23 protein-coding genes are annotated in these 23,557 nt (G+C 66.4%); 7 read left to right on the top strand and 16 right to left on the bottom strand.

Going from position 1 to position 23,557, the window contains the following annotated elements; all coding sequences use genetic code 11:
• Window positions 1-13 precede the first annotated feature (13 nt).
• Window positions 14-952 (top strand): CobD/CbiB family protein, encoded by a 939-nt coding sequence (locus OKW26_RS29050; RefSeq protein ID WP_090801273.1) that lies wholly within the window; start codon window positions 14-16, stop codon window positions 950-952.
• Window positions 953-1,024: 72 nt separating this feature from the next.
• Here the strand turns inward: OKW26_RS29050 and OKW26_RS29045 are convergent, their stop codons facing one another.
• The 3 genes from OKW26_RS29045 to OKW26_RS29035 are packed head-to-tail and all read right to left on the bottom strand — an operon-like array spanning window position 1,025 to window position 3,601.
• Window positions 1,025-1,345: a DUF2007 domain-containing protein gene (locus OKW26_RS29045; protein WP_184006321.1), complete on the bottom strand. Its 321-nt coding sequence runs from the start codon at window positions 1,343-1,345 to the stop codon at window positions 1,025-1,027.
• Window position 1,346: 1 nt separating this feature from the next.
• Entirely contained in the window at window positions 1,347-2,345 is a 999-nt protein-coding gene (gene rsgA, locus OKW26_RS29040) for a ribosome small subunit-dependent GTPase A (RefSeq protein WP_429355942.1), read from the bottom strand.
• Entirely contained in the window at window positions 2,342-3,601 is a 1,260-nt protein-coding gene (locus tag OKW26_RS29035) for a M48 family metallopeptidase (protein ID WP_429355941.1), read from the bottom strand. Before OKW26_RS29035 ends, rsgA begins: the two co-directional genes overlap by 4 nt.
• 227 nt (window positions 3,602-3,828) lie before the next feature.
• On the opposite strand from OKW26_RS29035, the gene orn reads away from it, so the two are divergent.
• Window positions 3,829-4,440, top strand: a complete 612-nt coding sequence (gene orn / locus OKW26_RS29030) for an oligoribonuclease (RefSeq protein ID WP_090801266.1) — start codon at window positions 3,829-3,831, stop codon at window positions 4,438-4,440.
• Window positions 4,441-4,478: 38 nt separating this feature from the next.
• On the opposite strand, the gene mog is transcribed toward orn, so the two are convergent.
• Together mog and yjgA are read right to left on the bottom strand one after the other, a co-directional pair.
• Window positions 4,479-5,120, bottom strand: a complete 642-nt coding sequence (gene mog, locus OKW26_RS29025; RefSeq protein ID WP_429355940.1) for a molybdopterin adenylyltransferase — start codon at window positions 5,118-5,120, stop codon at window positions 4,479-4,481.
• Entirely contained in the window at window positions 5,101-5,718 is a 618-nt protein-coding gene (yjgA, locus tag OKW26_RS29020) for a ribosome biogenesis factor YjgA (RefSeq protein ID WP_187619756.1), read from the bottom strand. Before yjgA ends, mog begins: the two co-directional genes overlap by 20 nt.
• A 150-nt stretch (window positions 5,719-5,868) precedes the next feature.
• Between yjgA and pmbA the strand changes: the two genes are divergently transcribed.
• Window positions 5,869-7,239, top strand: coding sequence for a metalloprotease PmbA (pmbA, locus tag OKW26_RS29015; RefSeq protein WP_184061368.1), 1,371 nt, complete (start codon window positions 5,869-5,871; stop codon window positions 7,237-7,239).
• A gap of 97 nt (window positions 7,240-7,336) precedes the next feature.
• Here the strand turns inward: pmbA and OKW26_RS29010 are convergent, their stop codons facing one another.
• The 9 genes from OKW26_RS29010 to OKW26_RS28970 all read right to left on the bottom strand — a co-directional run bounded on the left by OKW26_RS29010 (window position 7,337) and on the right by OKW26_RS28970 (window position 15,812).
• Window positions 7,337-7,837: a dihydrofolate reductase gene (locus OKW26_RS29010; RefSeq protein WP_184061487.1), complete on the bottom strand. Its 501-nt coding sequence runs from the start codon at window positions 7,835-7,837 to the stop codon at window positions 7,337-7,339.
• Window positions 7,838-7,908: 71 nt separating this feature from the next.
• The gene (locus OKW26_RS29005) at window positions 7,909-9,378 is read right to left on the bottom strand and encodes a sigma 54-interacting transcriptional regulator (RefSeq protein WP_429355939.1); all 1,470 of its coding nucleotides are present in this window, start codon (window positions 9,376-9,378) and stop codon (window positions 7,909-7,911) included.
• Between the two features lie 24 nt (window positions 9,379-9,402).
• Window positions 9,403-10,854, bottom strand: coding sequence for a hypothetical protein (locus tag OKW26_RS29000; protein WP_429355938.1), 1,452 nt, complete (start codon window positions 10,852-10,854; stop codon window positions 9,403-9,405).
• A 92-nt stretch (window positions 10,855-10,946) separates the two neighbouring features.
• Window positions 10,947-11,756, bottom strand: a complete 810-nt coding sequence (locus OKW26_RS28995) for a peptidase C39 (protein WP_429355937.1) — start codon at window positions 11,754-11,756, stop codon at window positions 10,947-10,949.
• Between the two features lie 7 nt (window positions 11,757-11,763).
• Window positions 11,764-12,477 (bottom strand): C39 family peptidase, encoded by a 714-nt coding sequence (locus tag OKW26_RS28990; RefSeq protein WP_090801251.1) that lies wholly within the window; start codon window positions 12,475-12,477, stop codon window positions 11,764-11,766.
• Window positions 12,478-12,582: 105 nt separating this feature from the next.
• Entirely contained in the window at window positions 12,583-13,974 is a 1,392-nt protein-coding gene (locus OKW26_RS28985; RefSeq protein ID WP_184061373.1) for a hypothetical protein, read from the bottom strand.
• A 25-nt stretch (window positions 13,975-13,999) separates the two neighbouring features.
• Window positions 14,000-14,668 (bottom strand): hypothetical protein, encoded by a 669-nt coding sequence (locus tag OKW26_RS28980; RefSeq protein WP_429355936.1) that lies wholly within the window; start codon window positions 14,666-14,668, stop codon window positions 14,000-14,002.
• Window positions 14,665-15,216, bottom strand: a complete 552-nt coding sequence (locus tag OKW26_RS28975; RefSeq protein ID WP_184061375.1) for a hypothetical protein — start codon at window positions 15,214-15,216, stop codon at window positions 14,665-14,667. Before OKW26_RS28975 ends, OKW26_RS28980 begins: the two co-directional genes overlap by 4 nt.
• Window positions 15,217-15,335: 119 nt before the next feature.
• Window positions 15,336-15,812: a hypothetical protein gene (locus tag OKW26_RS28970; protein ID WP_429355935.1), complete on the bottom strand. Its 477-nt coding sequence runs from the start codon at window positions 15,810-15,812 to the stop codon at window positions 15,336-15,338.
• A 538-nt stretch (window positions 15,813-16,350) separates the two neighbouring features.
• Here OKW26_RS28970 and OKW26_RS28965 point away from each other — a divergent pair.
• Entirely contained in the window at window positions 16,351-17,745 is a 1,395-nt protein-coding gene (locus OKW26_RS28965) for a sigma-54 dependent transcriptional regulator (protein WP_090801240.1), read from the top strand.
• Between the two features lie 335 nt (window positions 17,746-18,080).
• Window positions 18,081-19,052, top strand: a complete 972-nt coding sequence (locus OKW26_RS28960) for a thymidylate synthase (protein ID WP_090801238.1) — start codon at window positions 18,081-18,083, stop codon at window positions 19,050-19,052.
• A gap of 112 nt (window positions 19,053-19,164) precedes the next feature.
• On the opposite strand, the gene OKW26_RS28955 is transcribed toward OKW26_RS28960, so the two are convergent.
• The gene (locus tag OKW26_RS28955; RefSeq protein WP_429355934.1) at window positions 19,165-21,708 is read right to left on the bottom strand and encodes a DUF6600 domain-containing protein; all 2,544 of its coding nucleotides are present in this window, start codon (window positions 21,706-21,708) and stop codon (window positions 19,165-19,167) included.
• A gap of 149 nt (window positions 21,709-21,857) precedes the next feature.
• On the bottom strand, window positions 21,858-22,571 hold the full coding sequence (locus OKW26_RS28950) for an ArsR/SmtB family transcription factor (RefSeq protein ID WP_429355933.1): 714 nt from the start codon (window positions 22,569-22,571) through the stop codon (window positions 21,858-21,860).
• A 210-nt stretch (window positions 22,572-22,781) separates the two neighbouring features.
• Between OKW26_RS28950 and OKW26_RS28945 the strand changes: the two genes are divergently transcribed.
• Together OKW26_RS28945 and OKW26_RS28940 are read left to right on the top strand one after the other, a co-directional pair.
• Window positions 22,782-22,922 (top strand): hypothetical protein, encoded by a 141-nt coding sequence (locus tag OKW26_RS28945; RefSeq protein WP_167368602.1) that lies wholly within the window; start codon window positions 22,782-22,784, stop codon window positions 22,920-22,922.
• Window positions 22,923-23,040: 118 nt separating this feature from the next.
• Window positions 23,041-23,547 carry an acyl-CoA thioesterase gene (locus OKW26_RS28940; RefSeq protein WP_176105428.1) on the top strand — a complete coding sequence of 169 codons (507 nt, stop codon included), beginning with the start codon at window positions 23,041-23,043 and terminating at the stop codon, window positions 23,545-23,547.
• Window positions 23,548-23,557: the final 10 nt, after the last annotated feature.

Raw genomic sequence — 23,557 nt, 5'->3', positions numbered from 1 at the left:
CACGGCGCATCGCATGACTTTTTTCTCCGTATTGCTGGCTCTGATCATTGAACAGGTACGCGCGCTGTCGCCGAACAATCCGTTGTCCGCGTTGCTTCAATACCATGCGGAGTCGGCGGCGCACGGATTCGATGCTGGCAAGCAACGTCACGGTCTGCTCGCGTGGCTCGTCGTGGTGGTGCCCTGGACGCTCGCGGTCGCGCTCGTCTACTACGTGCTGTATCACATTCACTTCATGCTCGCGTTCCTGTGGAACGTCGTGGTGCTGTACTTCACGCTCGGCTTCCGGCAGTTCAGCCATTACTTCACCGACATCCATCTCGCGTTGAACAACGACGACGTGCCACGCGCGCGCGAAATTCTCAACGAATGGACCGGGCTCGAGACCGTCGACATGCCGGTCAGCGAGATCGTGCGTCACACGCTGATCCACGCGGTGGTCGCGTCGCATCGTCATGTGTTCGGCGTGTTCTTCTGGTTCCTGATTCCGGTCGGTCCCGCTGGCGCGGTGCTGTACCGTTGCGCGGAATATCTCGCGCGCGCATGGGCGCGGCCGGCCGACGACCGCACCGTCGCGTTTTCGAGCTTCGCGCAGCGCGCGTTCTTCGTGATCGACTGGGTGCCGGCGCGGCTGACGTCGCTGGGCTTTGCGATCGTCGGCAATTTCGAGGATGCGATTTACGCGTGGCGCAACCATGCGCGGCAGTGGCCCGATACGAACGACGGCGTGCTGCTCGCCGCGGGCAGCGGGGCGCTCGGCGCGCGCCTGGCCGGGCCACTCGCGGAGCCGTCGAGCCTCGACGCGCTCGCCACCGGCGACGGCGGTCCGATGCAGGTCGGCGACGACTGCACGCCGCGCACGCTGCAATCGGCAGTGGGGCTGGTGTGGCGTGCAGTCGTACTGTGGATGATCCTGCTGTTGATGCTGACCATCGCGGTGTGGCTCGCCTGAAGCGGCGAGGCCACGCGCGCAGCACAAGAAGAAGCCGGGCAATGCCCGGCTTCTTCAATTCCCGACTCCGCTTCACCCCTTCAACGGATCGCGCACAGTCCCGCATTGCCAGCACACGGTGAATTGCGCCTCGAGCACCTCGCCGCACTGCTGACATTGCCATGGAGGCGCGCCCGGCGCTGGTCCTCGTGAGGCCGCTTCGATCAGCCGCCGCGCGATCGCCTCATCGCGTTCATCGACGAGCCACAACTCCGGCGCGCACTGGTCGGCCGGAATCTCGCCGAGCGCACCGTTCAGATAGCGGTTGTGCAGCTCGCAAGCGATGCCCGCGGTCTCCAGCACGTTGACCCAATGCTGTCCGATGATCAGGTTCGGCGCGCGCATCAGTTTCATGTCAGCGGACAATCTGGCTCGCCTCGTGCACGAGCTGCGCATAAAGCGCATGCCGTTCGCGGCGGATACGCCCGTCGGCGACGGCTTCGAGGATCGCGCAGCCAGGCTCGTGCAAATGATGGCAGTTATAGAAACGGCAGTTTGGCAGCAGCGGCCGGAACTCGGGGAACGCGCGTTCGAGCCGGCCTTCGGTCAGGTGATGCAGGCCGAATTCCTGAAAGCCCGGCGAGTCGATCAGCGCGCCGGCCGCGCCGTTGACGCCATTCACGCCGGTCGTGCCCTCCGACCGCGGCAGCGGATAAAGACGCGTGAACGTCGTGGTATGGCGCCCGCTGTTCAGCGCGGTCGAGATCTCGCGCGTCGCGACTTCGGCATCGGGAATCAGCAGGTTCACGAGTGTCGATTTGCCCATGCCGGACTGGCCGAGCAGCAGCGTCGCGTGACCCTGCAGATGTTCGGTCAGCGTGGCGCGTGCCGCCTCGGGCTGCATCCGGATCGACGCTTCGAGCACCGGATAGCCGAGCGTGCGATACGGCTCGAGCCGCTTGCGCGCGCCGTCCAGAGCATCGGTGACGTCGATCTTGTTCAGCACGATCAGCGGCTTCAATTCGTTCGCCTCGGCGGCGACGAGCGCGCGGCCGAGCAGATCCTCGCTGAAATGCGGCTCGGTGGCGAGCACGATCAGCAACTGGTCGAGGTTCGCGGCGAACAGCTTCGACTTGTACTGATCCGAGCGATACAGCAGATTGCGCCGCTCGCCGATCTCGACGATCACGCCTTGATCCGCCGAGGTCGGCTCATAGATCACGCGATCGCCGACCGCGACCTCGCTGCGCTTGCCGCGTGGGAAACATTGCAGCAACGCGCCGCCGTCTTCAGGAGCGACCAGATAGTGGCGGCCGTGCGCGGCCACCACGAGGCCGCCCGTGCGCACGCCGTACATGCCGGATGCGGTGGCCGACGCGCCGCGCGACGCCTTCTTCGGAGCGCGGCCGCTCATGCGTGCTGCAGCAGTCGGTCGATCCGCTGCGAGGCCGGCGGATGCGAATAGTAGAACGCGGTGTAGATCGGATCGGGCGTCAGCGTCGACGCGTTGTCCTCGTACAGCTTGACGAGCGCGTTGACGAGATCGTGCGCGTCGGTTTGCGTCGCCGCGAACGCGTCGGCTTCGAACTCGTGCTTGCGCGAGCTGAGACTGCCAAGCGGCGTGACGAAGAACATGAACACGGGCAGCGCGAGGAAGAACAGCACGAGCGCGAGTCCGCTATTGCCGCCGACGAGCGACGGCCGCACGCCGAGCCCTTCGTAGAACCACACGCATTGCGTCAGCCAGCCGAGCAGCGCGAGCATCGCGAGGCTGATCGCGAACGTCACCAGCATGCGCTTCATCACGTGACGACGCTTGAAGTGGCCGAGCTCGTGCGCGAGCACCGCTTCGATCTCGCGGCCCGACAGGCGCGCGAGCAGCGTGTCGAAAAACACGATGCGCTTGCTCGCGCCGAAGCCGGTGAAGTACGCGTTGCCGTGTGCCGAACGGCGGCTGCCGTCCATCACGAACAGGCCCTTCGCGGCAAAGCCGCAGCGCTTCATCAGCGCCTCGATGCGGGTCACGAGCGCTTCATCCTTCAGCGTCTCGAACTTGTTGAAGAGCGGCGCGATGAAGGTCGGGAAAATCAGCAGGCCGAACATCTGGAACGCGACCCACACGACCCATGCCCACAGCCACCACAGGTTGCCCGCGCGGTTCATCAGCCACAGCACGACGAACAACAACGGCAGGCCGAACGCGATGCCGAGCAGCGCGCCCTTCAGACGGTCGAAAAAGAACAGGCTTTTGCTCATGCGATTGAAGCCGAAGCGTTGCTCGACGACGAACTGCCGGTAGTAATCGAACGGCAGGTCGATCGCGCTCGTGATCGCGATCACAGCGGCAACCAGCGCGATCTGACCGACGTAGCCGCGGCCGAGCCAGTCGGAGATCGCGAGATCGAGCATCTGCACGCCGCCGAGCAGCGTGAGCCAGATCAGCACGGCCGCGCCGACGACGATCTCGACCATCGCGAGCCGCGTGCGCTCGACCGTGTAGTCGGCCGCGCGCTGATGCGCGGTGAGCGCGATGGTGTTCGCGAACTGGCTCGGCACCTGTTCGCGATGCGCGACGACGAAGCGGATCTGCCGCGACGCGAGCCAGAGTTTGGTGCCGACCATCGCGACGACGGCGACGACGAACAGGGCGGTGAAGTACAGGGTAGGCATCCGGGGATTCCGTGGTATCTATGCGAGAATTATATGTTTCTTCCCGCCTTGCGGCGGAGATACGGTTTAAAGCGACGGTTCAGCGCAAGAGCTCCGGGTAGCAGTTCAGGGCGGCGCTTTGGCGCGGCCGGCCCGGCTCGAACCGCGCCAATCGATTTCAAACGAACACATGCCGCGCCGCGCGGGTTTCCAGCGAAGCCCGCCGCGCGGCCCTCAGGGTTGCCTTCATGACTGACATCCTCGCATCCACCGAACAGCCGCCGCTCGTGCGCAGCGACATGAATCTCGTCTGGCTGGACATGGAAATGACCGGGCTCGAGCCCGACACCGACCGCATCATCGAGATCGCGGTGGTGGTGACGAATTCGACGCTCGACAGGATGGTCGAAGGTCCGGTGCTCGCGATTCATCAGAGCGATGAAACGCTCGCGAAGATGGACGCGTGGAACCAGAACACGCATGGCCGCTCGGGGCTGATCGATCGCGTGAAGGCGTCGACGGTGAGCGAGGCCGACGCGACCGCACAGATCCGCGAGTTCCTCGGCCAGTACGTGCCGCCGGGCAAGTCGCCGATGTGCGGCAACTCGATCTGCCAGGACCGCCGCTTCATGGCGCGCTGGATGCCGGATCTGGAGAGCTTCTTCCACTACCGCAACCTCGACGTGAGTACGCTGAAGGAGCTGTGCCGGCGCTGGCAGCCGGTCATTTACAAGGGCTTCCAGAAGCGCGCGATGCACACGGCGCTGGCCGATATCCACGAGTCGATCGACGAGCTGAAGTACTACCGCGAGCATTTCCTCGTGCCGTCGGCGCCGGACGCCGCCGCGAGCGCTCAGTAAAGCGCGGGCTTGCACGGGCAGGCCCCGAACCTCGAACCTCAGTCTTGCCGCGGCGCGCGTTGCGCGCTTTTCGGCCGGAACGCCTTGACCACGTCGACGTTCGTTTCTACGTAAGGGCCGCCGATCAGGTCGATGCAGTACGGCACCGCCGCGAAAATCCCTGGCACCTTGACCATGCCGTCATCGCGCAGGCCTTCCAGCGTTTCCCTGATCGATTTCGGCTGGCCGGGCAGGTTGATGATCAGCGCGGCGTGTCGTTCGGTTTCGCGGATCACCGCGATCTGGCGCGACAGGATCGCGGTCGGCACGAAATTCAGGCTGATCTGCCGCATCTGCTCGCCGAAGCCGGGCATCTCCCTGGTCGCGACAGCGAGCGTCGCCTCGGGCGTCACGTCGCGGCGCGACGGTCCGGTGCCCCCGGTCGTCAGCACCAGATCGCAGCCCACTTCGTCGACCAGCTCGATCAGCGTCGCCGAGATGGTCGGCGCGTCGTCGGCGATCAACCGCGTGACCACCTGCCATGGCGAGCTCAAGGCCGCGCCGAGCCACTCCTGCAACGCCGGAATGCCCTTGTCCTCGTACACGCCCGTCGACGCGCGGTCGCTGATCGACACGAGGCCGATCACGATTTCGTCGGGGTGCTGACGTTGCTTACGTCGATCAGGCGTCGCGGTCGTCATCGTCGTCTTCCGCGGCGAGGTTGGGGTCGTGCGCGTCTTGCGCTTCGTCGTCGGTGCCGGCCGCGCTCTTGATCCACTGGAACAACTCGCGGAAGTAGCGCGGCGGCTTGCTCTGCTCCGCTTCCTTGCGCGCGTTGCGGATCAGCGTGCGGCCCTGCTGCGGGTCGGCGCTCGGGTGCCGGCGGATGAACTCGGTCAGCGCGGCGTCGTCGGCCAGCAGCTTTTCGCGGGTGCGCTCGATCCAATGGAGCTTCGCCGTCTCCGACTTGTTGATGCCCTTGTAGGTGTCGAGCGCGGTGCGCAGCGCGGCGGTTTCGGTGTCGAGCAGCGAGCGCATCACGCGGCCGACGTACTGGATCTGGCGGCGCTTGCCTTCGTGGTCGGTGATGCGGCGCGCTTCGCGCACGGCTTCGTCGAGCTTTTCGGGCATCGGCATGCGCTTGAGCGCGTCTTTCGGCAGCGCGACGAGTTCCAAGCCCAGATCCTGCAACGCCTGCATTTCGCGTTTGACCTGGGACTTGCTCGGACGATCGTAGCCGTTTTCGTCGACTTCCGTGACGACGGATTCGATCGGTTGAATGCGGGTTTTGCGTGTCATGCCGGTATTGTAACTTGCCGCGCCGGCCCGACCCGCGGCGGCGCGTACCTTGCTATGATCGCGGGATGCATCTATCCCGCACCCGCGCGCCTGCCCCGAATACGGTGTGCATACCCAGGGCCGCGCGGCCCCAACAGGACGGCAACCACAATGGCAGCAGACATGGACGTCAAGCAGCGCTTTTTTCCGCATACCCAGGATGAGCTGAAGGAAATCGCCTCGGACATCCTTCGTCACGCGAAGGCGCTCGGCGGCACCGACGCCGCGACCGAAATCTCCGAAGGCGACGGCCTGTCCGTCTCGGTACGGCGCGGCGAAGTCGAGACGATCGAGCACAACCGCGACAAGATGGTCGGCGTGACGGTGTTCATCGGCAACAAACGCGGTAACGCGAGCACCTCGGACTTCTCGCCGCAGGCATTGAAGGACACGGTCGCGGCCGCCTACAACATCGCGCGCTTCACCGCCGAAGACAATTGCGCGGGCCTCGCCGAAGCGGAGCTGCTCGAAACCGCGCCGCGCGACCTCGATCTGTACCACCCGTGGAATCTGTCCGCCGACGAAGCGGTCGAAATCGCGCGCCGCGCCGAAGACGCCGCGTTCGCGACCGATCCGCAGATCAAGAACTCGGAAGGCGCGAGCGTGTCGGCACAGCACTCGCAGTTCGTGCTGGCGACCTCGCGCGGCTTCCTCTCCGGCTATCCGTATTCGCGCCACTACGTCGCGTGCGCGCCGATCGCCGGCAGCGGCCGCAACATGCAGCGCGACGACTGGTACACGTCGACGCGCAGCGCCGACGAACTCGCCGATCCCGAAGCGGTCGGTCGTTACGCGGCGCAGCGCGCGCTCGCGCGCATCGGCGCGCGCGGCCTCGACACGCGCAAGGTGCCGGTGCTGTTCGAGGCGCCGCTCGCGGCGGGCCTGCTCGGCGCATTCGTGCAGGCGACGAGCGGCGGCGCGCTGTATCGCAAGACTTCGTTTCTGGTCGACAGCCTCGGCAAGCCGGTGTTCGCGCCGCACGTGCAGGTGGTCGAAGACCCGCACGTCGCGCGCGCGATGGGCAGCGCGCCGTTCGACGAGGAAGGCGTGCGCACGCGCCAGCGCTCGGTCGTGAAGGACGGCGTCGTCGAGGGCTATTTCCTGTCCACCTACTCGGCGCGCAAGCTCGGCATGAAGACCACCGGCAACGCGGGCGGCTCGCACAACCTGTCGCTGCTCAGTTCGAACACGCGCCCCGAGGACGACTTCGAGGCGATGCTGAAGAAGCTCGGCACGGGTCTGCTGCTGACCGAGCTGATGGGGCAGGGCGTCAATTACGTGACCGGCGACTACTCGCGCGGCGCGTCGGGTTTCTGGGTCGAGAACGGCAAGATCCAGTATCCGGTCGAGGAAATCACGGTCGCGAGCACGCTGCAGGAGATGTTCCGCCATATCGTCGCGATCGGCGCGGATACGATCACGCGCGGCACCAAGCAGACCGGCTCGGTGCTGATCGAGCGGATGACCATCGCGGGGCAGTAAGCCGCACGGCGCGTTCCAACGCAGCCCCGTATCAAACGAAAACGCCACGCAACTGAACGTTGCGTGGCGTTTTTTATCGCTTGCGCGGCGCGCGCCCTCAGACGTCCTTGCGCTGATAAGTGACGAATGCGTAATCGAAGTCGTTGGGCGCATTCGAGTGATGCGCTTCGCGCGCGATTTCTTCCCACACTTGCGGGTCGATCGCGGGGAGGGTCGCGTCGCCGTCGAAGTCGGCGGCGATTTCGGTGACGATCAGCTTGTCCGCATGGCGCAGCCCTTCGTCGTAGAGCTCTGCGCCGCCGATCAGAAACGCCTGCGGCGCCTGGTCCTGCGCGGCGAGCGCGAGCGCTTCGTCGAGATTGGTCGCGGTGTCGCAGCCCTGAAAGCGTCGCGAGGCATCGCGCGTGACGACGATGTTGCGGCGTCCCGGCAGTGGCCGGCCGATCGATTCATGCGTTTTGCGGCCCATGATGATGGGCGCGCCCATCGTCGTGCGCTTGAAGAATTTGAGGTCTTCGGGCAGTCGCCAGGGCAACTGGTTGTCGCGGCCGATCACGCCGTTGCTGGCGCGAGCGACGATCAGGGTGAGCGTCGTCATCGAATGGAAAGAGGAGGGTAACCGGGCGATTCTACCCGAGCCGTCGATCCACACCGACGCGTACCCGCCGCTCACGCCCGCGCCGGCCCGTCCGCGGGGAGCGCTCCCTTGTCGTCGGCGCCGCCCGGTTCGCGCAAGCCGTGCACGCCCATCAGCCGATACAGCGTCACGCGGGAAATGTTCAGATCCACCGCCGCCTCGTTCAACCGATGCCGATGGCGCAACAGCGCGGCCTCGATCGCGCGCTTCTCGGCAGCCTCGCGCGCCTGCGTGAGCGTCATGCTTTCCTGCCCGGTGTAGCCCGCGAGGTCGAGGTCGTCGGCCGAGATCAGCTTGTTCTCGGCCATCACGATCGCGCGGCGCACGCGGTTGATCAGCTCGCGCACGTTGCCGGGCCAGTTGTAGTTGTAGAGCGCCTCGATCGCCGACGGCGTGAAGCCGCGAATCTTGCGCGCGTTGTCGGTCTTGAACTTGTGCAGCATGTGGTACGCGAGAATCTCGATGTCCCGCCCCCGCGCGCGCAGCGGCGGCTCGTCGACGCGTAGCACGCACAGGCGATGAAACAGATCCGCACGGAACTGGCCCTCGCGCATCGCGCCGTCGAGATCGACGTGGGTCGCCGAGATGATGCGCACGTCGACCGGAATCGATTCGCGTCCGCCGAGCCGCTCGATCTTGCCTTCCTGCAGAAAGCGCAGCAGGCTCGCCTGGCTTTCGAGCGGCAGATCGCCGATCTCGTCGAGAAACAGCGTGCCGCCGTCTGCCGCCTCGACGCGGCCGATCTTGCGCTGATTCGCGCCGGTAAAGGCACCGCGCTCGTAGCCGAACAGTTCGGATTGAAGCAGATGATGCGGGATCGCGCCGCAGTTGATCGGCGTGAAAGGCGCCTTGCGGCGCGGCGAGCGCTCGTGGATCGCGAGCGCGGTCAGCTCCTTGCCAGTGCCCGATTCGCCCGCAATGAACACGCTCGCGTCGGTGTTCGCGACCTTGCGGATCGTGCGAAAAAGCTGTTGCATCGCCTCGCAGGTGCCGACCATTTCCTCGTCGCCCGCTTCGCTGACGGGCGGCGGAAGTTCCGGGTCGCACAGCGCGACCATGCCGAACGCGTGGCCGGCCAGATAGTCGATCGTGGCGTGCGCGACGGGCAGCTTCACGAAGTCGAAGCAGTAGTGGCGCACGAGGCGTCGCACGAGCGGATCGTCGAGCCGCTCGTTGGTCGCCAGCGCGATCCAGCCGATCTGCTGCTGACGCAGGCTCGCCTCGAGCCCGCCGATGTCGCGCGGCGCGAAGCTCGCCAGATCGACGATCCCCGCGCATGCGATGTCAGGTTTCACGAGCCGCCCGAGTTCGTGCGCCGAGCGCGCCGCCGCGACCTGCCAGCCGCGGCTTTTCAGATGCGCGATCAGCGTTTCGTCGGGTGTGCGCGCGACGTACAGCAGCTGTCGCGCGACGGCGGCGCGCTGCTTCGGCACCGCGAGCGACAGATGCGATCCCGCTGCCGCGACGGAAGCCACACTGGTCAGATGAGGTGATTCACGCACGTTCGACCTCGTATCGTTGGCACGTCAGAAGGTGTACGGAAAGCGCATGCCGACCACGAAGTTCGGCGCGTCGGGTGTGAGTCCGATCGATACCGAGCCGTTGATGGTCAGATGCTTGTTCACGACGTGGTTCAGGCCAAAATTCATCGCCGCGGCCGTGGTTTCGCTGCCCGGCACCTTCTGATAGCTGCCGCCCGGCGACTTGGTCTGCGACGCGGGTTCGAGCGCCATCGTGAACGACACGCTGGCCGAATCCTTGTCGGAGAACGCGAGCGCGACGCCTCCGCCGAACTGCACGATGTCGCCGAGCTTGACCGTCGCCGGTTCGGTTTGTCCCTGCACCGACGAGATGTCCGCGAACGAACGCGCAAGGTTGTAGGTATAGGAAACGCTGCCGAACAGCACGACCGGGTCGTAGGTCTTCAGCACCGACAGACCCGCCGTGATGTTCCAGAAGCCGGTGCCGGTCGGCAGTCTGGTCGGCGCGACGAGGTTGGTGTTGTCCGCGTCGACCTGCACGACTTTTTCGCCGAACGGCGAGCTGCCGGTCGGCGCCTTCACGCGCAGACTGCCGACCACGTCCGGCAAGGCATTGGTTTCCCTGACGAACTGGTAGTAGATGCCGAAGTTCACGTCGCCGATGTCGTGACTCGACACCGTCGCGTCCGACAGCGTGCTCGCCGCGCCGCCCGCGCCGCCGACGATGAAGGTGCTGCGCCGATACACGTACGGCACGTCGACGTCCACATTGATGCGGTCGGACACGCCGTAGCGCGTGTCGAGGTCCGCCATCACCTGGTGCGACTTGGTCTGGCCGAGGTTGATGTTGCCGAGGAAAATCGCGTCGAGCGCGAGGAAGCCCGACAACTGCAACTGGCGACGGTCGTAGTAGGTGTCGCTGATGCCGAAGTCCATCGTCAGCTTGTGGTCGAAGAGCGGCGCATGCTCGCGTTGCACGACCGCCTGCTCGGCCTGCGTGCGCACCGGTTCGTTCGCGCGCTGGGTCCGGCCGACCGCGCCGCTGCCGTCGGTGGCGGCGGGCAGGCCGCCGGCGCTGGCGTTGCCTGCATTGCTGCCGTCCGGCGTCGGCGGATTGATCGGCACGCCGGTCGCGGTGCCGGTGGTGCCCGCCGGCGCGGGCGCGCCGGGGGCGATCTGCGCGAGCGGCGGCAGCGGCACCGGCAGGCCGTCGGCGCCGGGCTGCTCGGCCACCGTGTCGCTGCCCGCGGGGGCGCCGGCGCCCGGCACGCCGCGTCCGCGCTGCGCCATCTCGAGTTCGGTGACCTGTCGTTCGAGCGAATGGATCTGCCGCTGCTGCTCGTCGACGACGCGCATCAGCGTGTTCAGACGGTCCTCCACGGATTGACCGGCGAGCGCCTGCGCGCTCGCCGTCTGAGAAAGAGCCCACAACATGACGGCGGCCGGAATGGCCGCGAGAGCCATGCGCGGTGCCCTGGTCGATGACACTTTTTTCATTTTTGCTCCCCCGGTGGTCCGGCCGCGCGGTGCTGACTGCGCGGCCGTTTCTTTACTGCTTGTGCTGCAACTGGCGGTGGCGGCCCGCCTCGTCATCTCCTGTTTTGCAGTGCCTGCAGTACGCCTAACTGACGAAGCATCGAAGCCGACATCTGCTGGGTTTGCAGATGCAGTTGCAGGGCGTTGGCGACTTGCTGGTTATTGCCTGCAATCTGCAGCAATTGGGCGATCTGCCCGTTGCTCGGCGCGATGGTCTGGGTGGCGAGCCCAGCGGGTGTCTGCAGCGCCACGTTCACGCCGTTGCTGCCGAACGAAATGCCGGCTTTCACGGAGCCGGTCGAATTGCTGGCCGATGCCGACGGCGCGTTGGCGGAGCCCGTCAGCGTCACGGCGCTGTTGTTGAAGTCGATTAGCGCGGTGTTGGTGCCGCTGTTTCGATCGCCCGCGACCTGGGTGACCTGCGACACGCCATTGACGCCGACGCTCTGGCCGCCGCGCGCCTGGGCATTCGGGTTGGCGCCCGAATCGCCTGGTTGGCCGTGCGCGCCGCCGCTCACGCTGGCGAACGTGCTGACGGAGCTCGTGAGCTGGCCGCCGCCGTTCTGCACCGCGCTCAGCGATCCCTGGGCGAGCGCGCTCGCGCCGTTGGGCAACTGCCATTGCGAAATGACGTTCAGCACGAAGCCGGAGATCATCGTCGCGCCGGCGTATTTGCCGGTCTGGGTCGCGAGCACGTCGTCGCCGACGAGTTGCACCCGCAGGGGCGCGGCGCCTGGCTCGGGCGGTATCGAAAGTTCGGGAGCCGGTGGCGAGGCGGCGCCCTCCGAAGCGTGGGCAAGGCCGCCTGCGCCGCAGGCGATGGTGCAGAGCACGAACCCAAGCTGTGTGAAGTGTGACTTCATGGCGGGATCAGAACATGTCTGCCTTGTTCAAGCCGTACTCGAAAAAGGGCGTCGCGGCGGTGCCGGCTGCCAGCGCAGCGGCGCGCAGCTTCAGCGCGAGCGACTCGTTGTCCTGCAACAGTGGTGAATCCTCCCTGAAGGGTTTGCCGAGGACCGCGAACACGAGACCGTTCCAGGTCTTCGCGAAGTCCTCTTCGAGCACGATGCGATTGCCGAGCGCCGGGTCCGCGATGAACACGCGGCCGTCCTGCGCATGCTTGACGATCACGAAATGCTCGTAGCCGTCGATGTTCATCAGGACCATCACGGGGATCTGAAGATGGTGGAGCGCTTCGACGTTGACGCGAAAGCCGCGGCCGCGCAGTCCGATGGTCTCGACGAAGTGCTTCATGTCGAGCATCGAGAAGCCGTTCTTGACGACGACTTCGGGGGTTGAAAAGACCATCATCCGGCGAATCAGTTCGGTTTCCGGAATATCGATGCCGTAGCCGTACTTGAGGAGGGTGGCGAGCGCCGCGGCGCCGCAGCTGTAATCGAATTGCTGATTGACGATGTGGTTGTAGCGCAGGTCCTTCATCGAACGGACCGTCTTCGTCAATGGCACGCCGACGAACGTGGACGTGTCGATGCTCGACTGTGCGGCGGCGTGATCCGCGCACAGCACGCACCCTGCCAGCGCTACGGCGAACGGTAGCGCCGGGAACCCCTTGAACCCGGTCATGCTGGTCTCCTGCCCGATCCGCGCCGGCAGCTTCGATGGCTGCCGGCGCGCCCCTCCGACTGCTTTGTGCTTCTTCTGCTTGCCCGCGCTCGCCGCGTCGTCGGCTTACTTGCCGCTGTTCAGCGCCGCGATGGCGAGGCCGTTGTGCTGCAAGTTGCCCGCGCCGCCGGCGATGTTCACGCCGATGTTTCCGGAGGCGCCTTTCAGCGTATCGGCACCCAGACTCGCGGTGCCCTGGAATTGCCCGTGGACGGTCATCGTCGCGGATTGCGAGTTGTCGTCCGTCGCATCCATCGCGGTGGTCAGCGCCTTGCCCGGCGAGGTCGTCGTCACGGCGCCGGCAAGCGCGTTGTCCTGCGCGTTGCCGATACCGGAAGCGATGTTCACGCCGACGTTGCCCGTCACACCCGACAGCGACCCGTTGCCGACCGACGCGTTCAGATTGAAGTTGTGGATCGTCGCGCTGCCGCCCGAGGACTGCACGTTGAAGGCCTGCGCGTTGCCGAACACGTTGCCGACGTCGACCGAGGCGAGCGACACGTCGTTGCTCTGCGCGTTGTCGATGCCTTCCGCGATGTTGATGCCGAGGTTGCCCGACACGTTGCTCGCCGCGTTGGTGCCGGTGGTTGCATTCAGCGTGGCGGCCGCTTCGTTGTTGATGTGCTGCGTGATCGAGCCGCGCGTCGTCACGTCGGTCGTCGACATGCCTGCGTCGATGCCCCAGGCGGCGCCATACGAGTCGCTCGACGACGAGCGGCTGCGCGAGTAGCCCGACGATTGCTCGCCGACCATCGCATAGCCGGAGCCTTCGCTCGCCCTGAAGCCCCATGAACGGCTTTGCCCGGACGCTTCGCTCGCTTCGAAGCCGCCGGCGACGCCCGACGAGTTCGCGTAGCTCGATTCGCGATAACCGGCCTGCAGGCCGCCGCGGGCGCTGAACGAGCCGCTGCCGTGCGAGAACGTGTTGTGGTCCTGATAGCTGTAGCTGCCGCCGATCGAGCCGCCGGCCGACAGATGGCCGCCCGAGTTCTGACTTGTGTGCGAGAAGCTGCCCGCAATGCCGGCTGCCTGCTGGCTGGTTTCATAGCCGCCGCTCGTCACGCTCGCGCTCTGGCTGCCGTACGCATAGCCGCCGGAGGCTTCGAAGCCCTGCGAGCCCGAGCTCGACGACGTATGGTTTTGCGTCGTGAACGCGAATGCCGAGCCGCCGCCCCTGACCGACGTTCTGCTGTTGTTCAGGGTCGTGGTCACGTTGCCGCTGGTGTAGGTCTGCGCCTGCGGATCGAGCGTCGCATTCACGTTGACGGTCTGATTGTTGTTGATCACAGCGTTAGCCGTGCTGGAGACATGCACGCAGCCAAACAGTCCGACCAGACCTTCGACGCCGACCATCTCGCCGACGACCGTCGTATTGAACAGGTAGGCCTTCTGCGGCGCGGCAAGCACGCTGCCGGACGCGGCAACGAGAACGGCCGTGGCAATAAGAGTGCGCTTCATGATTCGCTCCGATACTTAAGTGTGGTCAGTTAAAAAAAGTGCCCGCCGGGGGACGGAGCACAAAACTGTTTGCCGTGGCATTACCGGCGCCGGCTGCCTGGTTGACCTGCACGATTCCGTTCGCGTTGCGCAAGGCATCGCTGGAAATGCTTGCCTCGCGCACGCCGTGAATCGCGTTCGACTGCCCCGGACTGCCGTTTTTCGGGGCCGTCGCGGATAGCTCCCCATCCGAGACGGTCTCGACTCCGAGCGCCGCAGTCCCGATCTGGGTGCTGTTGCGCTGCAGATTCCCTGCTCCGGCCGACTGGTTCACCAGCACCGCGCCGGATGTGTTCGAAAACGCATTGGCTTCGATCGACGCCTGCGCGCGCGGCACGTTCGCGGCCACCGACGCGCTTTGCACGCTCGCGTTCGCGTTGCCGACCGCGGCGCCGTTCGTCACCGTGATCTGGTTGGCCTGCGCGTTGTCGAGGCCAGCCGTTTCGTTGACCGTGAGCGCGCCCGTCGCGCCCATGCCCGCGCCGGTGCCGATCGTCGCGATGGCGCCGACGATGGGCACCGCTTGCGCCTGCGCGTGAGCCGCGCCGGCGACGAACGCAGCGACGCCCATGCACAGGCACGCGCAGACGCGCAGGGCCGGGCGTGCCGCAGCGATTTGCCGCGAGCGCAGCGAGGGGCGCAGGCGTGTGCTCATTTCAGACCTCCGAGCGCGCCGCCGAGGACGTTCGATAGCGGCGCGAGCGCGCCCGTCACCGACGAGCTGATCGTGCCGCCGACGCCCGTCGCCGGTCCGCCGATGCCGCCCGAGTTCAGCGGGATCGTGTTGCCGGTCGCCTTGCCGGAGAGGATCTGCGTGACGGCCTGCATGCCGGTGCCGCCGAGTACGCCGCCGGCGGCGACGCCGTTCGAGCCGTGCGCGTTCGTCAGATCGGTGTCGCCGACGAGCGTCGCGATCGTCGGATCGAACGAGTTGGCTGGGAACGTGGTGGCGCGCACGGCGACCGGGTCCTGGTCGCGCGGCACGGGGACGAACGCGTCGCGCGGCGTGACGCTGCGCTCGACGACGAGGTCGCCCGGATTGGCAACCTGCTCGGCATAGGCATGGCTCGTGAAGCAGACGGTGACGAGGACGCTGGCGAGAAGGGCGGTGCCGGCCGAGGCGGCGCGCGGCAAGACGGGAGCGTTGCTGAACGACGCCGCCGGCAGCCCGAGGGCGTGCGGCGTCTGTTGGTTCGTACTCATGTCCCGGTCCCTTCTCTCTTGTTGCCTGTGTCCCGCCGTCGTGGGGCGCGTCACTGCTCGCGCGGCCACCGGTCCTGCATTGCCTGGTTATTTGCCGTCTGTTCGTGGCTTTGTCCTGCTTACTTGCGCTGGTATGTCGCGACGTTGCCCTGGGCGGCGCGCGCGGCATCGACGGGCACCGGCAGCGGCGAGGGTGGCGCGATCTCGTCCCACAACGTCACCTGGTTACCGCCGCTTTGCATCAACCGGGGCGTCGCGGCGACCATCAACATGCCGAGCGCGCCGCCGCGTTGCCGCGACAGCATCTGGTCGTCGAGCGAAATATCGTTCATGGATGCAGCATCGGCAGCCGGGGTCGACGGGTTGGCGGCAACCTGGCTGTCGTCCTCCGCGGCAACCGGCGTGGTGGCTTGCAGGCTGGCGGAGGCGGGGTCGGCAGCATCGCTGGAATCCGTCAGCGTGGCGAATCGCGCCGGGGCGGCTTGCGCTGTCGGCGTGCCGGCACTCGCCGGCAGGGCGCTGAATGCGAGAGCTGCGCAGATCGCGAAGTATGGTGCGCGGCGGTTTATCAGATCGATGCGCAATGCGAGTCGCATGATGTGTCTCCCTGGTGCACGCCAATTAGCGAAACGTGTGCCATCGCTCGCAATCCATTGATACGTCTGGCGCCAACCAGCGCAAACACGACTAATACGTTCCAAATCGGGAAAAAACGTTGCAGCCCTGAAACGGGTCAGCAGAAAATACCTATAATTCGTTAATCCGCGAGGTACGAAATACTGTCGCGAGAACGCCACGAAAAGCGCTTCCACTAATGTTTGATTTGTCGGCTGAATAAATCGCGATCGGCCGCTAAGCCTTGATGGGCAACGGGTCGATCGATTAAATTCGCATAATTGTTTTCGAAGCGGCGCGCGTATAGTAAGCTCTCGAAAACAGCTTCAGATTTAAAAAAGGCCCATATCGGGCCGTCTCGAACACACACGCCGCTTTCTTGGGGATCAGCTGTCCGCACGGAATGGAATGGCCGTTCGGGTTTTGCGATTCGCGAATCCTGGACGAGTCAGCGTGTCTGAACCGCAATTTCAGGTGCATGCGTCGTCCTTAACGTTCGTTGGCGAGAGGATCTGAATAATGGAACCCGCAACGCGGCAACTGATTTACGTTTCGCGTGACCCGAGCGCGGAACTGAATACGCGTTTTATGCAGCGTGGCTGGCATGTCGAAGTCGTGGGATCGGCGCGCGATGCGCGCCGGGCAGTGCGCACCGGCTCGGCTGCTGGCGGCCTGCTCGATCTGTCCAGTGATTTCCAGCCGCACGAAATCGCCGCTTTTGAATCCTGTTTGACCATGCCGAACGTCGGCTGGGTCGCTGCCACTACGCCTGGCCAACTCCAGGACGCCGCGTTGCGCCGGCTCGTGCGCGACTACTGTTTCGATTACGTGACGGTGCCGTCTTCTGGCGACCGTATTGTCGACTCGGTCGGTCATGCGTACGGCATGATCTCGCTGAGCGAAACGGCGTCGCACGACGGCTCGCAAGGCGCCGAGGGCGAGATGGTCGGCTCGTGCGACGCGATGCTCGCGCTGTTCCGCTCGATCCGCAAGGTCGCGATGACCGACGCGCCGGTGTTCATCTCCGGCGAATCGGGTACCGGCAAGGAGCTGACGGCAGTCGCCATTCATGAACGCTCGGCGCGGCGCAACGCGCCGTTCGTGCCGATCAATTGCGGTGCGATCCCGCCGCATCTTCTGCAATCGGAGCTGTTCGGCTATGAGCGCGGTGCGTTCACCGGCGCGAACCAGCGCAAGATCGGCCGGGTCGAGGCGGCCAACGGCGGCACGCTGTTTCTCGACGAAATCGGTGATCTGCCGCTCGAAAGCCAGGCGAGCCTATTGCGCTTCCTGCAGGAGCGCAAGGTCGAGCGGCTCGGCGGCCATAGCGCGATCGACGTCGACGTGCGCATCATTTCGGCCACGCACGTGGACATGACCGCAGCGATGATCGAAGGGCGCTTCCGTTCCGACCTCTATCACCGCCTCTGCGTACTGCAGATCGACGAGCCGCCGCTGCGCGCGCGCGGCAAGGACATCGAACTGCTCGCGCGGCACATGCTCGAACGTTTCAAGAAGGATGCGAGCCGCCGCCTGCGTGGCTTCGCGCCCGACGCGATCGCCGCGCTGCATAACTACGGCTGGCCCGGCAACGTGCGCGAACTGATCAATCGGGTGCGGCGCGCGATCGTGATGTCGGAGGGACGCGCGATCACCGCGCGCGACCTCGAACTTGCCGAATACGTCGAGATCGTGCCGGTGTCGCTCGCGCAGGCGCGCGAAGCGGCCGAGCGTCAGGCGATCGAGCTTGCGTTGCTGCGGCATCGCGGGCGGCTCGGAGACGCGGCGCAGGAACTTGGCATCTCGCGAGTAACGCTGTACCGGCTGCTGTGCTCGCACGGCATGCGTCATATGGAAGGTGAGCCGATGGCGCCGCCGCACGGCGATTTGCCGGCGTCGGTGCAGCATCTGTAGGCGGCGCGGGCGAGCGGCGAGACGGGCGACGTGGCAGGTGAAGGTCTGGCGCGTCGCCGGGGGTCTCGGGCTGTGCGGTTCGGACGGATTGACTGTGCCTTCCGGGCGCAGCGACGCCCGCCGGCAAGCGTCGCGTCGAAGCACTTTTGCATGTACGTATTTGCTGCCCGTATATCGCGTACCGCGGTGTTTTCCTTTCCGTCTGATATTTCCCTCGATATTCCCCCTGCGGCGCGCCATGCCCCGGCGGCGTGCGGTCGCGCTTGCTAGAATCGGGTTTTGCTCAATTCCGTGTGCGCGCCTGATCGGGTTCGCGCCGCGCCGAAGGAAACTGCATGAAACAATACCTGGACCTCGTCCGTACGATTCTCGACACCGGCACGTGGCAGGAAAACCGCACCGGCATCCGCACCATCAGCATGCCCGGCGCGATGCTGCGCTTCGATCTGCAACAAGGCTTTCCAGCGGTCACGACGAAGAAGCTCGCGTTCAAGTCGGCGATCGGCGAGCTGGTCGGGTTTCTGCGTGCTTCGCGCAGCGCCGCGGATTTCCGCGAGCTCGGCTGCAAGGTGTGGGACGGGAACGCGAATCAGAACGCGCAGTGGCTCGCCAATCCGTATCGCGAGGGCCCGGATGATCTCGGTGATGTCTACGGCGTGCAATGGCGCAAGTGGCCGGCCTACAAGGTGCTCGACGCCAGCGCAAGTGCGCAACTCGCTGACGCGCAGGCGCGCGGTTTTCGCGTGATCACGCAGTTCGACGAAGAAGGCCGCTCGAAGGTGCTGCTTTACAAGGCGATCGACCAGCTGCGCCAGTGTCTCGACACGATCATGCAGAACCCCGCCGATCGACGCATTCTGTTCCATGCCTGGAACCCGGCCGTGCTCGACCAGATCGCTCTACCGGCTTGCCATCTGCTGTACCAGTTTCTGCCGAACGTTACACGCCGCGAAATTTCGCTATGCCTGTATATCCGCAGCAACGACGTCGGGCTTGGCACGCCCTTCAATCTGACCGAGGGCGCGGCGCTGCTGCATCTGGTCGGACGGCTGACGGGCTATACGCCGCGCTGGTTCAGCTATTTCATCGGCGATGCGCACATCTACGAGAATCAGCTCGATATGCTGCACCAGCAGCTCGAGCGCGAGCCGTACGAGAGTCCGCGGCTCGCGATTTCCGATCGCGTGCCCGACTACGCGAAGACTGGCGTGTACGAGCCGGAATGGCTCGAGACGATCGAGCCTGCGGATTTCTCTCTGGTCGGCTATCGGCATCACGAGCCGTTGACGGCGCCGATGGCGATCTGATGTCGGTGGGAGCGGGGCGGTAGCGCTCGCCCTTGTCGTCGTCGAATAACAGAAGCCCCGCGATGGTTTGCATCGCGGGGCTTTATTGTTGCCGGGACGGCAGGCGTCCTGCTTAGCTCTTGTGATGCTCGTCGCGATTGCCGCCGCCCTGGTGCTGCTCGGCATGTTGCGGTTGCGGCTGGGGTTGCGGACGTGGCTGCTGCACCTGCTGGGGCCGCGGTTCGGGGCGTGGCTGCTGCATCTGCGGACGCGGCTCGGGCCGGGCTTGCGGCATCGGCTGCGGACGCGGTTCGAAATGCGGCTGCTGCGCCTGCCGGAACTGCGGTTCGGGGCGAGGGGCTTGCGGCATCGGCTGCGGACGCGGTTCGACACGCCGCTGTTGCGCCTGCTGCATTTGTGGTTCGGGACGCGGTTGCTGCGGCGGGAGGGCGTGCGGCGCCTGTTGCGTCACAGGCGGATGCGAGTTTGGCACACGCGCCTGTTGCTGCGCAGCCGGGTTGTCCGGCGGATGGGGTACACCGGCCTGTTGCGCGAAGCTCGGCTGTTGCGGGCCGCCCGGTTGCGCCATGCGCGGTGCCTGCTGCGCCATCGGGGTATGCGGCTGCGTCCATGCCGGCTGAGACCTACCGACCGCGCCCCATTCCTGCGGCGCGCCGCGCTGCCGTGCGTACGCCGCCGCGTTGGCTGAATTCCCACCGGCTGCTTGCGGCGGCCGCGGCACACCATTCGACGGATGGCCCATATTGCCCGCGAGCCCGCTCTCGCCAGACTGCGGCGGACGCGGCTTGCCGACCGTCTGCGGCGGCATGGCCGGACGCGCTTGCGGCGCTTCGCCATGCGGCCCCACGACGCTGGCTTCGCCGGGCCGCTGGCCAGCCTGCTCGACGCCATGCGGGCCGTTACCGCCCATTGCGCTGGGGGCGCCAGGCGCGCCAGGCGCACCCGCGGCCATCCCCGGCGGACGTCCCGGCACATGCGATTGCACGACCCGCACGTTCGCCACCGGCAGCGCGCTCGGTGCGCCGGTCATATGCGCCGGCACCGCGGTGCGCACGACCGGCTGGCCGCCGCCGGGCACCCGACCGCCGCTTTGCGCGAAGCGCTGCGCGAGCTCGTCGTGATAAGCGGCCGGCATGACGGGATTGCGAGTCGCGACGACCGGCCGGCCGACGACGCTCGCCGGTGGCCGGTAGTTCGCGCGCCGCAGATCCGACCCGAAGCTTTCGCGCACCGGCGCGATCCCCGGTGCGCCCGGGTTGATCCGCGCGTTGCGCCACAGCGCCGGATCGACCTTCTGCGAAAAGCGTCGGACGGGCTGACCGTGCACGAACGCTGTCGCCGGCACGGCTGTCACACCGCCCGGCACGCGATAGTTCACGTATGTGTTGCGGATGTTCACGTTGCGGCGGTAGTCGTTGACGATCGTCGTGCGGTTCACGCGGTCGTAGTACCCAGCGCTCCAGCGGTCGTGACCGCCCCAATGCGGATGCCACCGCTCGCCCGGCCCGAGCGGAAACCACGCGACGCCCGCCGCGACGACGCCGCCGACCGCCAGGTTCACACCCCAGTCGACACCGCCGTCGTCGTCGCCGACGAATGCGACCAGCGCCGGCGCATAGACCGGCGCCGCGTCCGCTTCGAGCGGACCTGGCACCCAGGCCCACGTGCCGTCGACCTCGGCCCAGCGGCCGTAGTGGTACGGCGCGAAGCCCCAAGGTTGGTCGTCGACCCAGGTCCAGCCCCACGGCGCCTGCCAGACCCAGTGGCCGTCGTGATACGGCGCCCAGCCGGCCGGCGTCGCGTTCGGCACCCACACTTCGCCGTACTGCGGCGTCTCGCGCCATGTGCCGTTGGCATCGAGGTCCTCGTAGCCGGGGATGTCGCGCGACACGTAGCGCGCCGACAGCGAGCGGTCTTCGGTGGCGTCGCGGCTGGCGGCCCACTGGTCGAGCTCGTCGGCAGCGGGCGCGCGGTTGTCGGCGAGCTGCTGCAGGCTGGTGCCGGCAAAGCGGATCTGCTGACCCGCCGCGACGGGCACCTGGCCGCCGTCGCCGTACGCGATCGCGCTGCCGCTGCGCACGGTGACGGTCGTGCTGCTGCCGTCCGGCGCGACGTCGACGCGGTAGTCGCCGGGACCATTTACGCCGAGCGCAAGGTTCGGCGTGTCGATTTCATACGACGAGCCCGGCGCGAGCTCGCGCACGCGCGTCGATAGCGTGCCTTGCGCGACTTTCAGTTGCGCGGTCGTGTCGTCGAGATTGAGCACGTCGAGGCTCGTGTTCTGGCCGAGGCGCACCGCGGTCGAGCCGATGTGCAGCTCGGAGCGTGCGTTCTGGTCGTTCCATAGCTGGTCGCCGGTCGTCAGCGGCCGGTTGATCTGCGCGTACGACCAGTCGGTCGCGCCGGCGGGCTCGGTAGTCACGGCGCCGGCCGTGTAGTTCAGCCGCGCGACGCGCCCCGGCGGATCGCCGCCCGACGGAGCGCCGCCCGACGGATCGCCGCCCGGCCCGACGGCCGCCGCGGCTTGTGGCGTGGGTGTCGCTTGCTGCGCCAGGGCGCTCTGCGCCGCGAGCGCGACGGCGGCCGCGATCAGCGTATAGCCGCTCATCCGGCGTCGGATCCCGGCATGCTGCACGGGCTGCTTGGCGTGTGTCATGACTGATCTCCGACGGACGTGGCAATGGGCCGGGTCCGTTCACTCACTGTACCCGCCGCCTATGTTTCAAGACTCGCTCATTTGTAAGGTGGATTCGCTGGCGTGTAACAAAAGGTCTCGCCACGTCGGGCCGCCGGCAGGTGAACGGTCTATCCGGCCAGAAACGCATCGAACTGTTGATGGCCGGCCGGCGTGACGCGCAGCACGCGCGGCCGCTCGGTCCGCTCGACCCAGCCATGCGCCGACCACGCATCGAGCAACGCCGCGCCGAGCGCGCCGCCCAGATGCGGCCGGCGCATGCTCCAGTCGAGGCAGGTGCAAGCGAAGCGCCGCCGTCGGGTCTTCTGCGCGGCCATATCGATGCCCCAGTCGGCGAAGCGGGCGACGCCCTGCGCGGTCGCTTCGAGCGATGCGCCGTCTTGCGTCAGCAGTCCGCGCTCGAGCATGCGCTCGAACATGCGCACCGACAGCTCGCCTGCCATGTGGTCGTAACAGGTGCGCGCATAGCGCATTTCTAGCGGCACGGTGCGTGCCGGACGCTGCACGGAGCGCTGTGGCGCGCTGACCTGCGCGACGTTGGCGAGTGCTTCGATCGATGCGGCGATGTCCGCCGACGCGATACGGAAATAGCGATGCCGGCCGCGCACTTCGAGCGCGAGCAGCCCGCCGTCGGTGAGCCGTCCGAGATGGGCGCTCGCCGCCGATGGCGACAGCCCCGCGATCATCGTCAGTTCGCCGGCTGGGCGGGCGCTGCCGTCCATTAGTGCCCACAGCATCGCGGCGCGGCCGGGATCGGCGAGTAGCGCGCCGATGCGGCTCAGGCCGGGGAAGTGGTTCTGGTCGTCTAAGAGGGGGGCGGTCATGGCGCGTCTCCTGAATGGGCGGCACAGGGCAGCGCGGTCCAATCGCAAAGCCCGCCGCCACGATTCCTACTCTACGCGCATCGGGTATTCGATGTTTCAGCTTCGCGTGAACAATCGATGCGACGGACGTGTCCGGCTCGGTCCGCGTTTGCGCGTCGTCGCGAGCCGCCAGGCTAGAATCGAAGCCTGTCCTTGCAGGAAATCGATGTGATGAAAACTCTTCTCGCCGTCGCCGCGGCGGTTCTGCTGTCCAGCGCCTGCGCGGGGGGCGGAGCCGGCTCGGGGTCGGCCGGCAGCGGCAGCATCAACATGTACGGCACCGTCGACACAGGGATCAGCGTCCACAACTAGGCCCACCGTCGGCCCATCGGCGCGCTTCGCGCCGCGTCCCCAATCGACGCCGCGCCGCGCGCAATATTGCGCTCGTATAATCGCCTCCTTTCAATGCATCCGATTGACCGGAGTCAAGATGAGCACTGTTCCCACCGCACCGCTGGACCGTTCGGAAACCACCTTCCGCTTTCTCGCCGAGCCGACCTCGGTCAACTTCGGCGGCAAGGTGCATGGCGGCGCGCTGATGAAGTGGATCGACGAAACCGCCTACGCATGCGCGGCGGTATGGTCTGGGCGCTATTGCGTGACGGTCAGCGTCGGCAATATCCGTTTCCGTCGGCCGATCCTCGTCGGCAATCTGGTCGAGCTGCGCGCGCGCGTCGTCGCGACGGGCCGCACCAGCATGCACATCCACGTGTCGGTGCACGCGGGCGACCCGAAGGGCGGCGAACTGCTGCAGACCACCGACTGTCTCGTCGTCATGGTCGCCGTCAACGAGAACGGCCATCCGGTGCCGGTGCCCGCCTTCCTGCCAGAGACCGAGGAGCAGAAACGCCTCGCCAGGTACGCGATGGACGTGAAGGAAGCGCTCGACGCGATCGTCGAGCTGAAGCCGGAAGAAGTCGCGCAGGGAAAGATCTAAGCGCGCATCA

Origin of the sequence: Paraburkholderia sp. 32 (assembly GCF_050435345.1) — a bacterium.
Taxonomy (GTDB): Bacteria; Pseudomonadota; Gammaproteobacteria; order Burkholderiales; family Burkholderiaceae; genus Paraburkholderia; species Paraburkholderia tuberum.
This window is presented reverse-complemented; position numbering and strand designations above follow the sequence as displayed.

What these genes read in the sequence shown, in the direction of transcription:
- OKW26_RS29035 (WP_429355941.1), bottom strand. Translation starts at nt 3,601, where the DNA reads ATGCCTACCCTGTACTTCACCGCCCTGTTCGTCGTCGCCGTCGTCGCG.
- OKW26_RS28960 (WP_090801238.1), top strand. Translation starts at nt 18,081, where the DNA reads ATGAAACAATACCTGGACCTCGTCCGTACGATTCTCGACACCGGCACG.
- rsgA (WP_429355942.1), bottom strand. Translation starts at nt 2,345, where the DNA reads ATGAGCGGCCGCGCTCCGAAGAAGGCGTCGCGCGGCGCGTCGGCCACC.
- yjgA (WP_187619756.1), bottom strand. Translation starts at nt 5,718, where the DNA reads ATGACACGCAAAACCCGCATTCAACCGATCGAATCCGTCGTCACGGAA.
- OKW26_RS29000 (WP_429355938.1), bottom strand. Translation starts at nt 10,854, where the DNA reads ATGAAAAAAGTGTCATCGACCAGGGCACCGCGCATGGCTCTCGCGGCC.
- mog (WP_429355940.1), bottom strand. Translation starts at nt 5,120, where the DNA reads ATGACGACCGCGACGCCTGATCGACGTAAGCAACGTCAGCACCCCGAC.
- OKW26_RS29010 (WP_184061487.1), bottom strand. Translation starts at nt 7,837, where the DNA reads ATGACGACGCTCACCCTGATCGTCGCTCGCGCCAGCAACGGCGTGATC.
- OKW26_RS28985 (WP_184061373.1), bottom strand. Translation starts at nt 13,974, where the DNA reads ATGAAGCGCACTCTTATTGCCACGGCCGTTCTCGTTGCCGCGTCCGGC.
- OKW26_RS29045 (WP_184006321.1), bottom strand. Translation starts at nt 1,345, where the DNA reads ATGAAACTGATGCGCGCGCCGAACCTGATCATCGGACAGCATTGGGTC.
- OKW26_RS28995 (WP_429355937.1), bottom strand. Translation starts at nt 11,756, where the DNA reads ATGAAGTCACACTTCACACAGCTTGGGTTCGTGCTCTGCACCATCGCC.
- OKW26_RS28955 (WP_429355934.1), bottom strand. Translation starts at nt 21,708, where the DNA reads ATGACACACGCCAAGCAGCCCGTGCAGCATGCCGGGATCCGACGCCGG.
- pmbA (WP_184061368.1), top strand. Translation starts at nt 5,869, where the DNA reads ATGGCAGCAGACATGGACGTCAAGCAGCGCTTTTTTCCGCATACCCAG.
- OKW26_RS28945 (WP_167368602.1), top strand. Translation starts at nt 22,782, where the DNA reads ATGAAAACTCTTCTCGCCGTCGCCGCGGCGGTTCTGCTGTCCAGCGCC.
- OKW26_RS28970 (WP_429355935.1), bottom strand. Translation starts at nt 15,812, where the DNA reads ATGCGACTCGCATTGCGCATCGATCTGATAAACCGCCGCGCACCATAC.
- OKW26_RS29050 (WP_090801273.1), top strand. Translation starts at nt 14, where the DNA reads ATGACTTTTTTCTCCGTATTGCTGGCTCTGATCATTGAACAGGTACGC.
- OKW26_RS28965 (WP_090801240.1), top strand. Translation starts at nt 16,351, where the DNA reads ATGGAACCCGCAACGCGGCAACTGATTTACGTTTCGCGTGACCCGAGC.
- OKW26_RS28950 (WP_429355933.1), bottom strand. Translation starts at nt 22,571, where the DNA reads ATGACCGCCCCCCTCTTAGACGACCAGAACCACTTCCCCGGCCTGAGC.
- OKW26_RS28975 (WP_184061375.1), bottom strand. Translation starts at nt 15,216, where the DNA reads ATGAGTACGAACCAACAGACGCCGCACGCCCTCGGGCTGCCGGCGGCG.
- orn (WP_090801266.1), top strand. Translation starts at nt 3,829, where the DNA reads ATGACTGACATCCTCGCATCCACCGAACAGCCGCCGCTCGTGCGCAGC.
- OKW26_RS28940 (WP_176105428.1), top strand. Translation starts at nt 23,041, where the DNA reads ATGAGCACTGTTCCCACCGCACCGCTGGACCGTTCGGAAACCACCTTC.
- OKW26_RS28980 (WP_429355936.1), bottom strand. Translation starts at nt 14,668, where the DNA reads ATGAGCACACGCCTGCGCCCCTCGCTGCGCTCGCGGCAAATCGCTGCG.
- OKW26_RS28990 (WP_090801251.1), bottom strand. Translation starts at nt 12,477, where the DNA reads ATGACCGGGTTCAAGGGGTTCCCGGCGCTACCGTTCGCCGTAGCGCTG.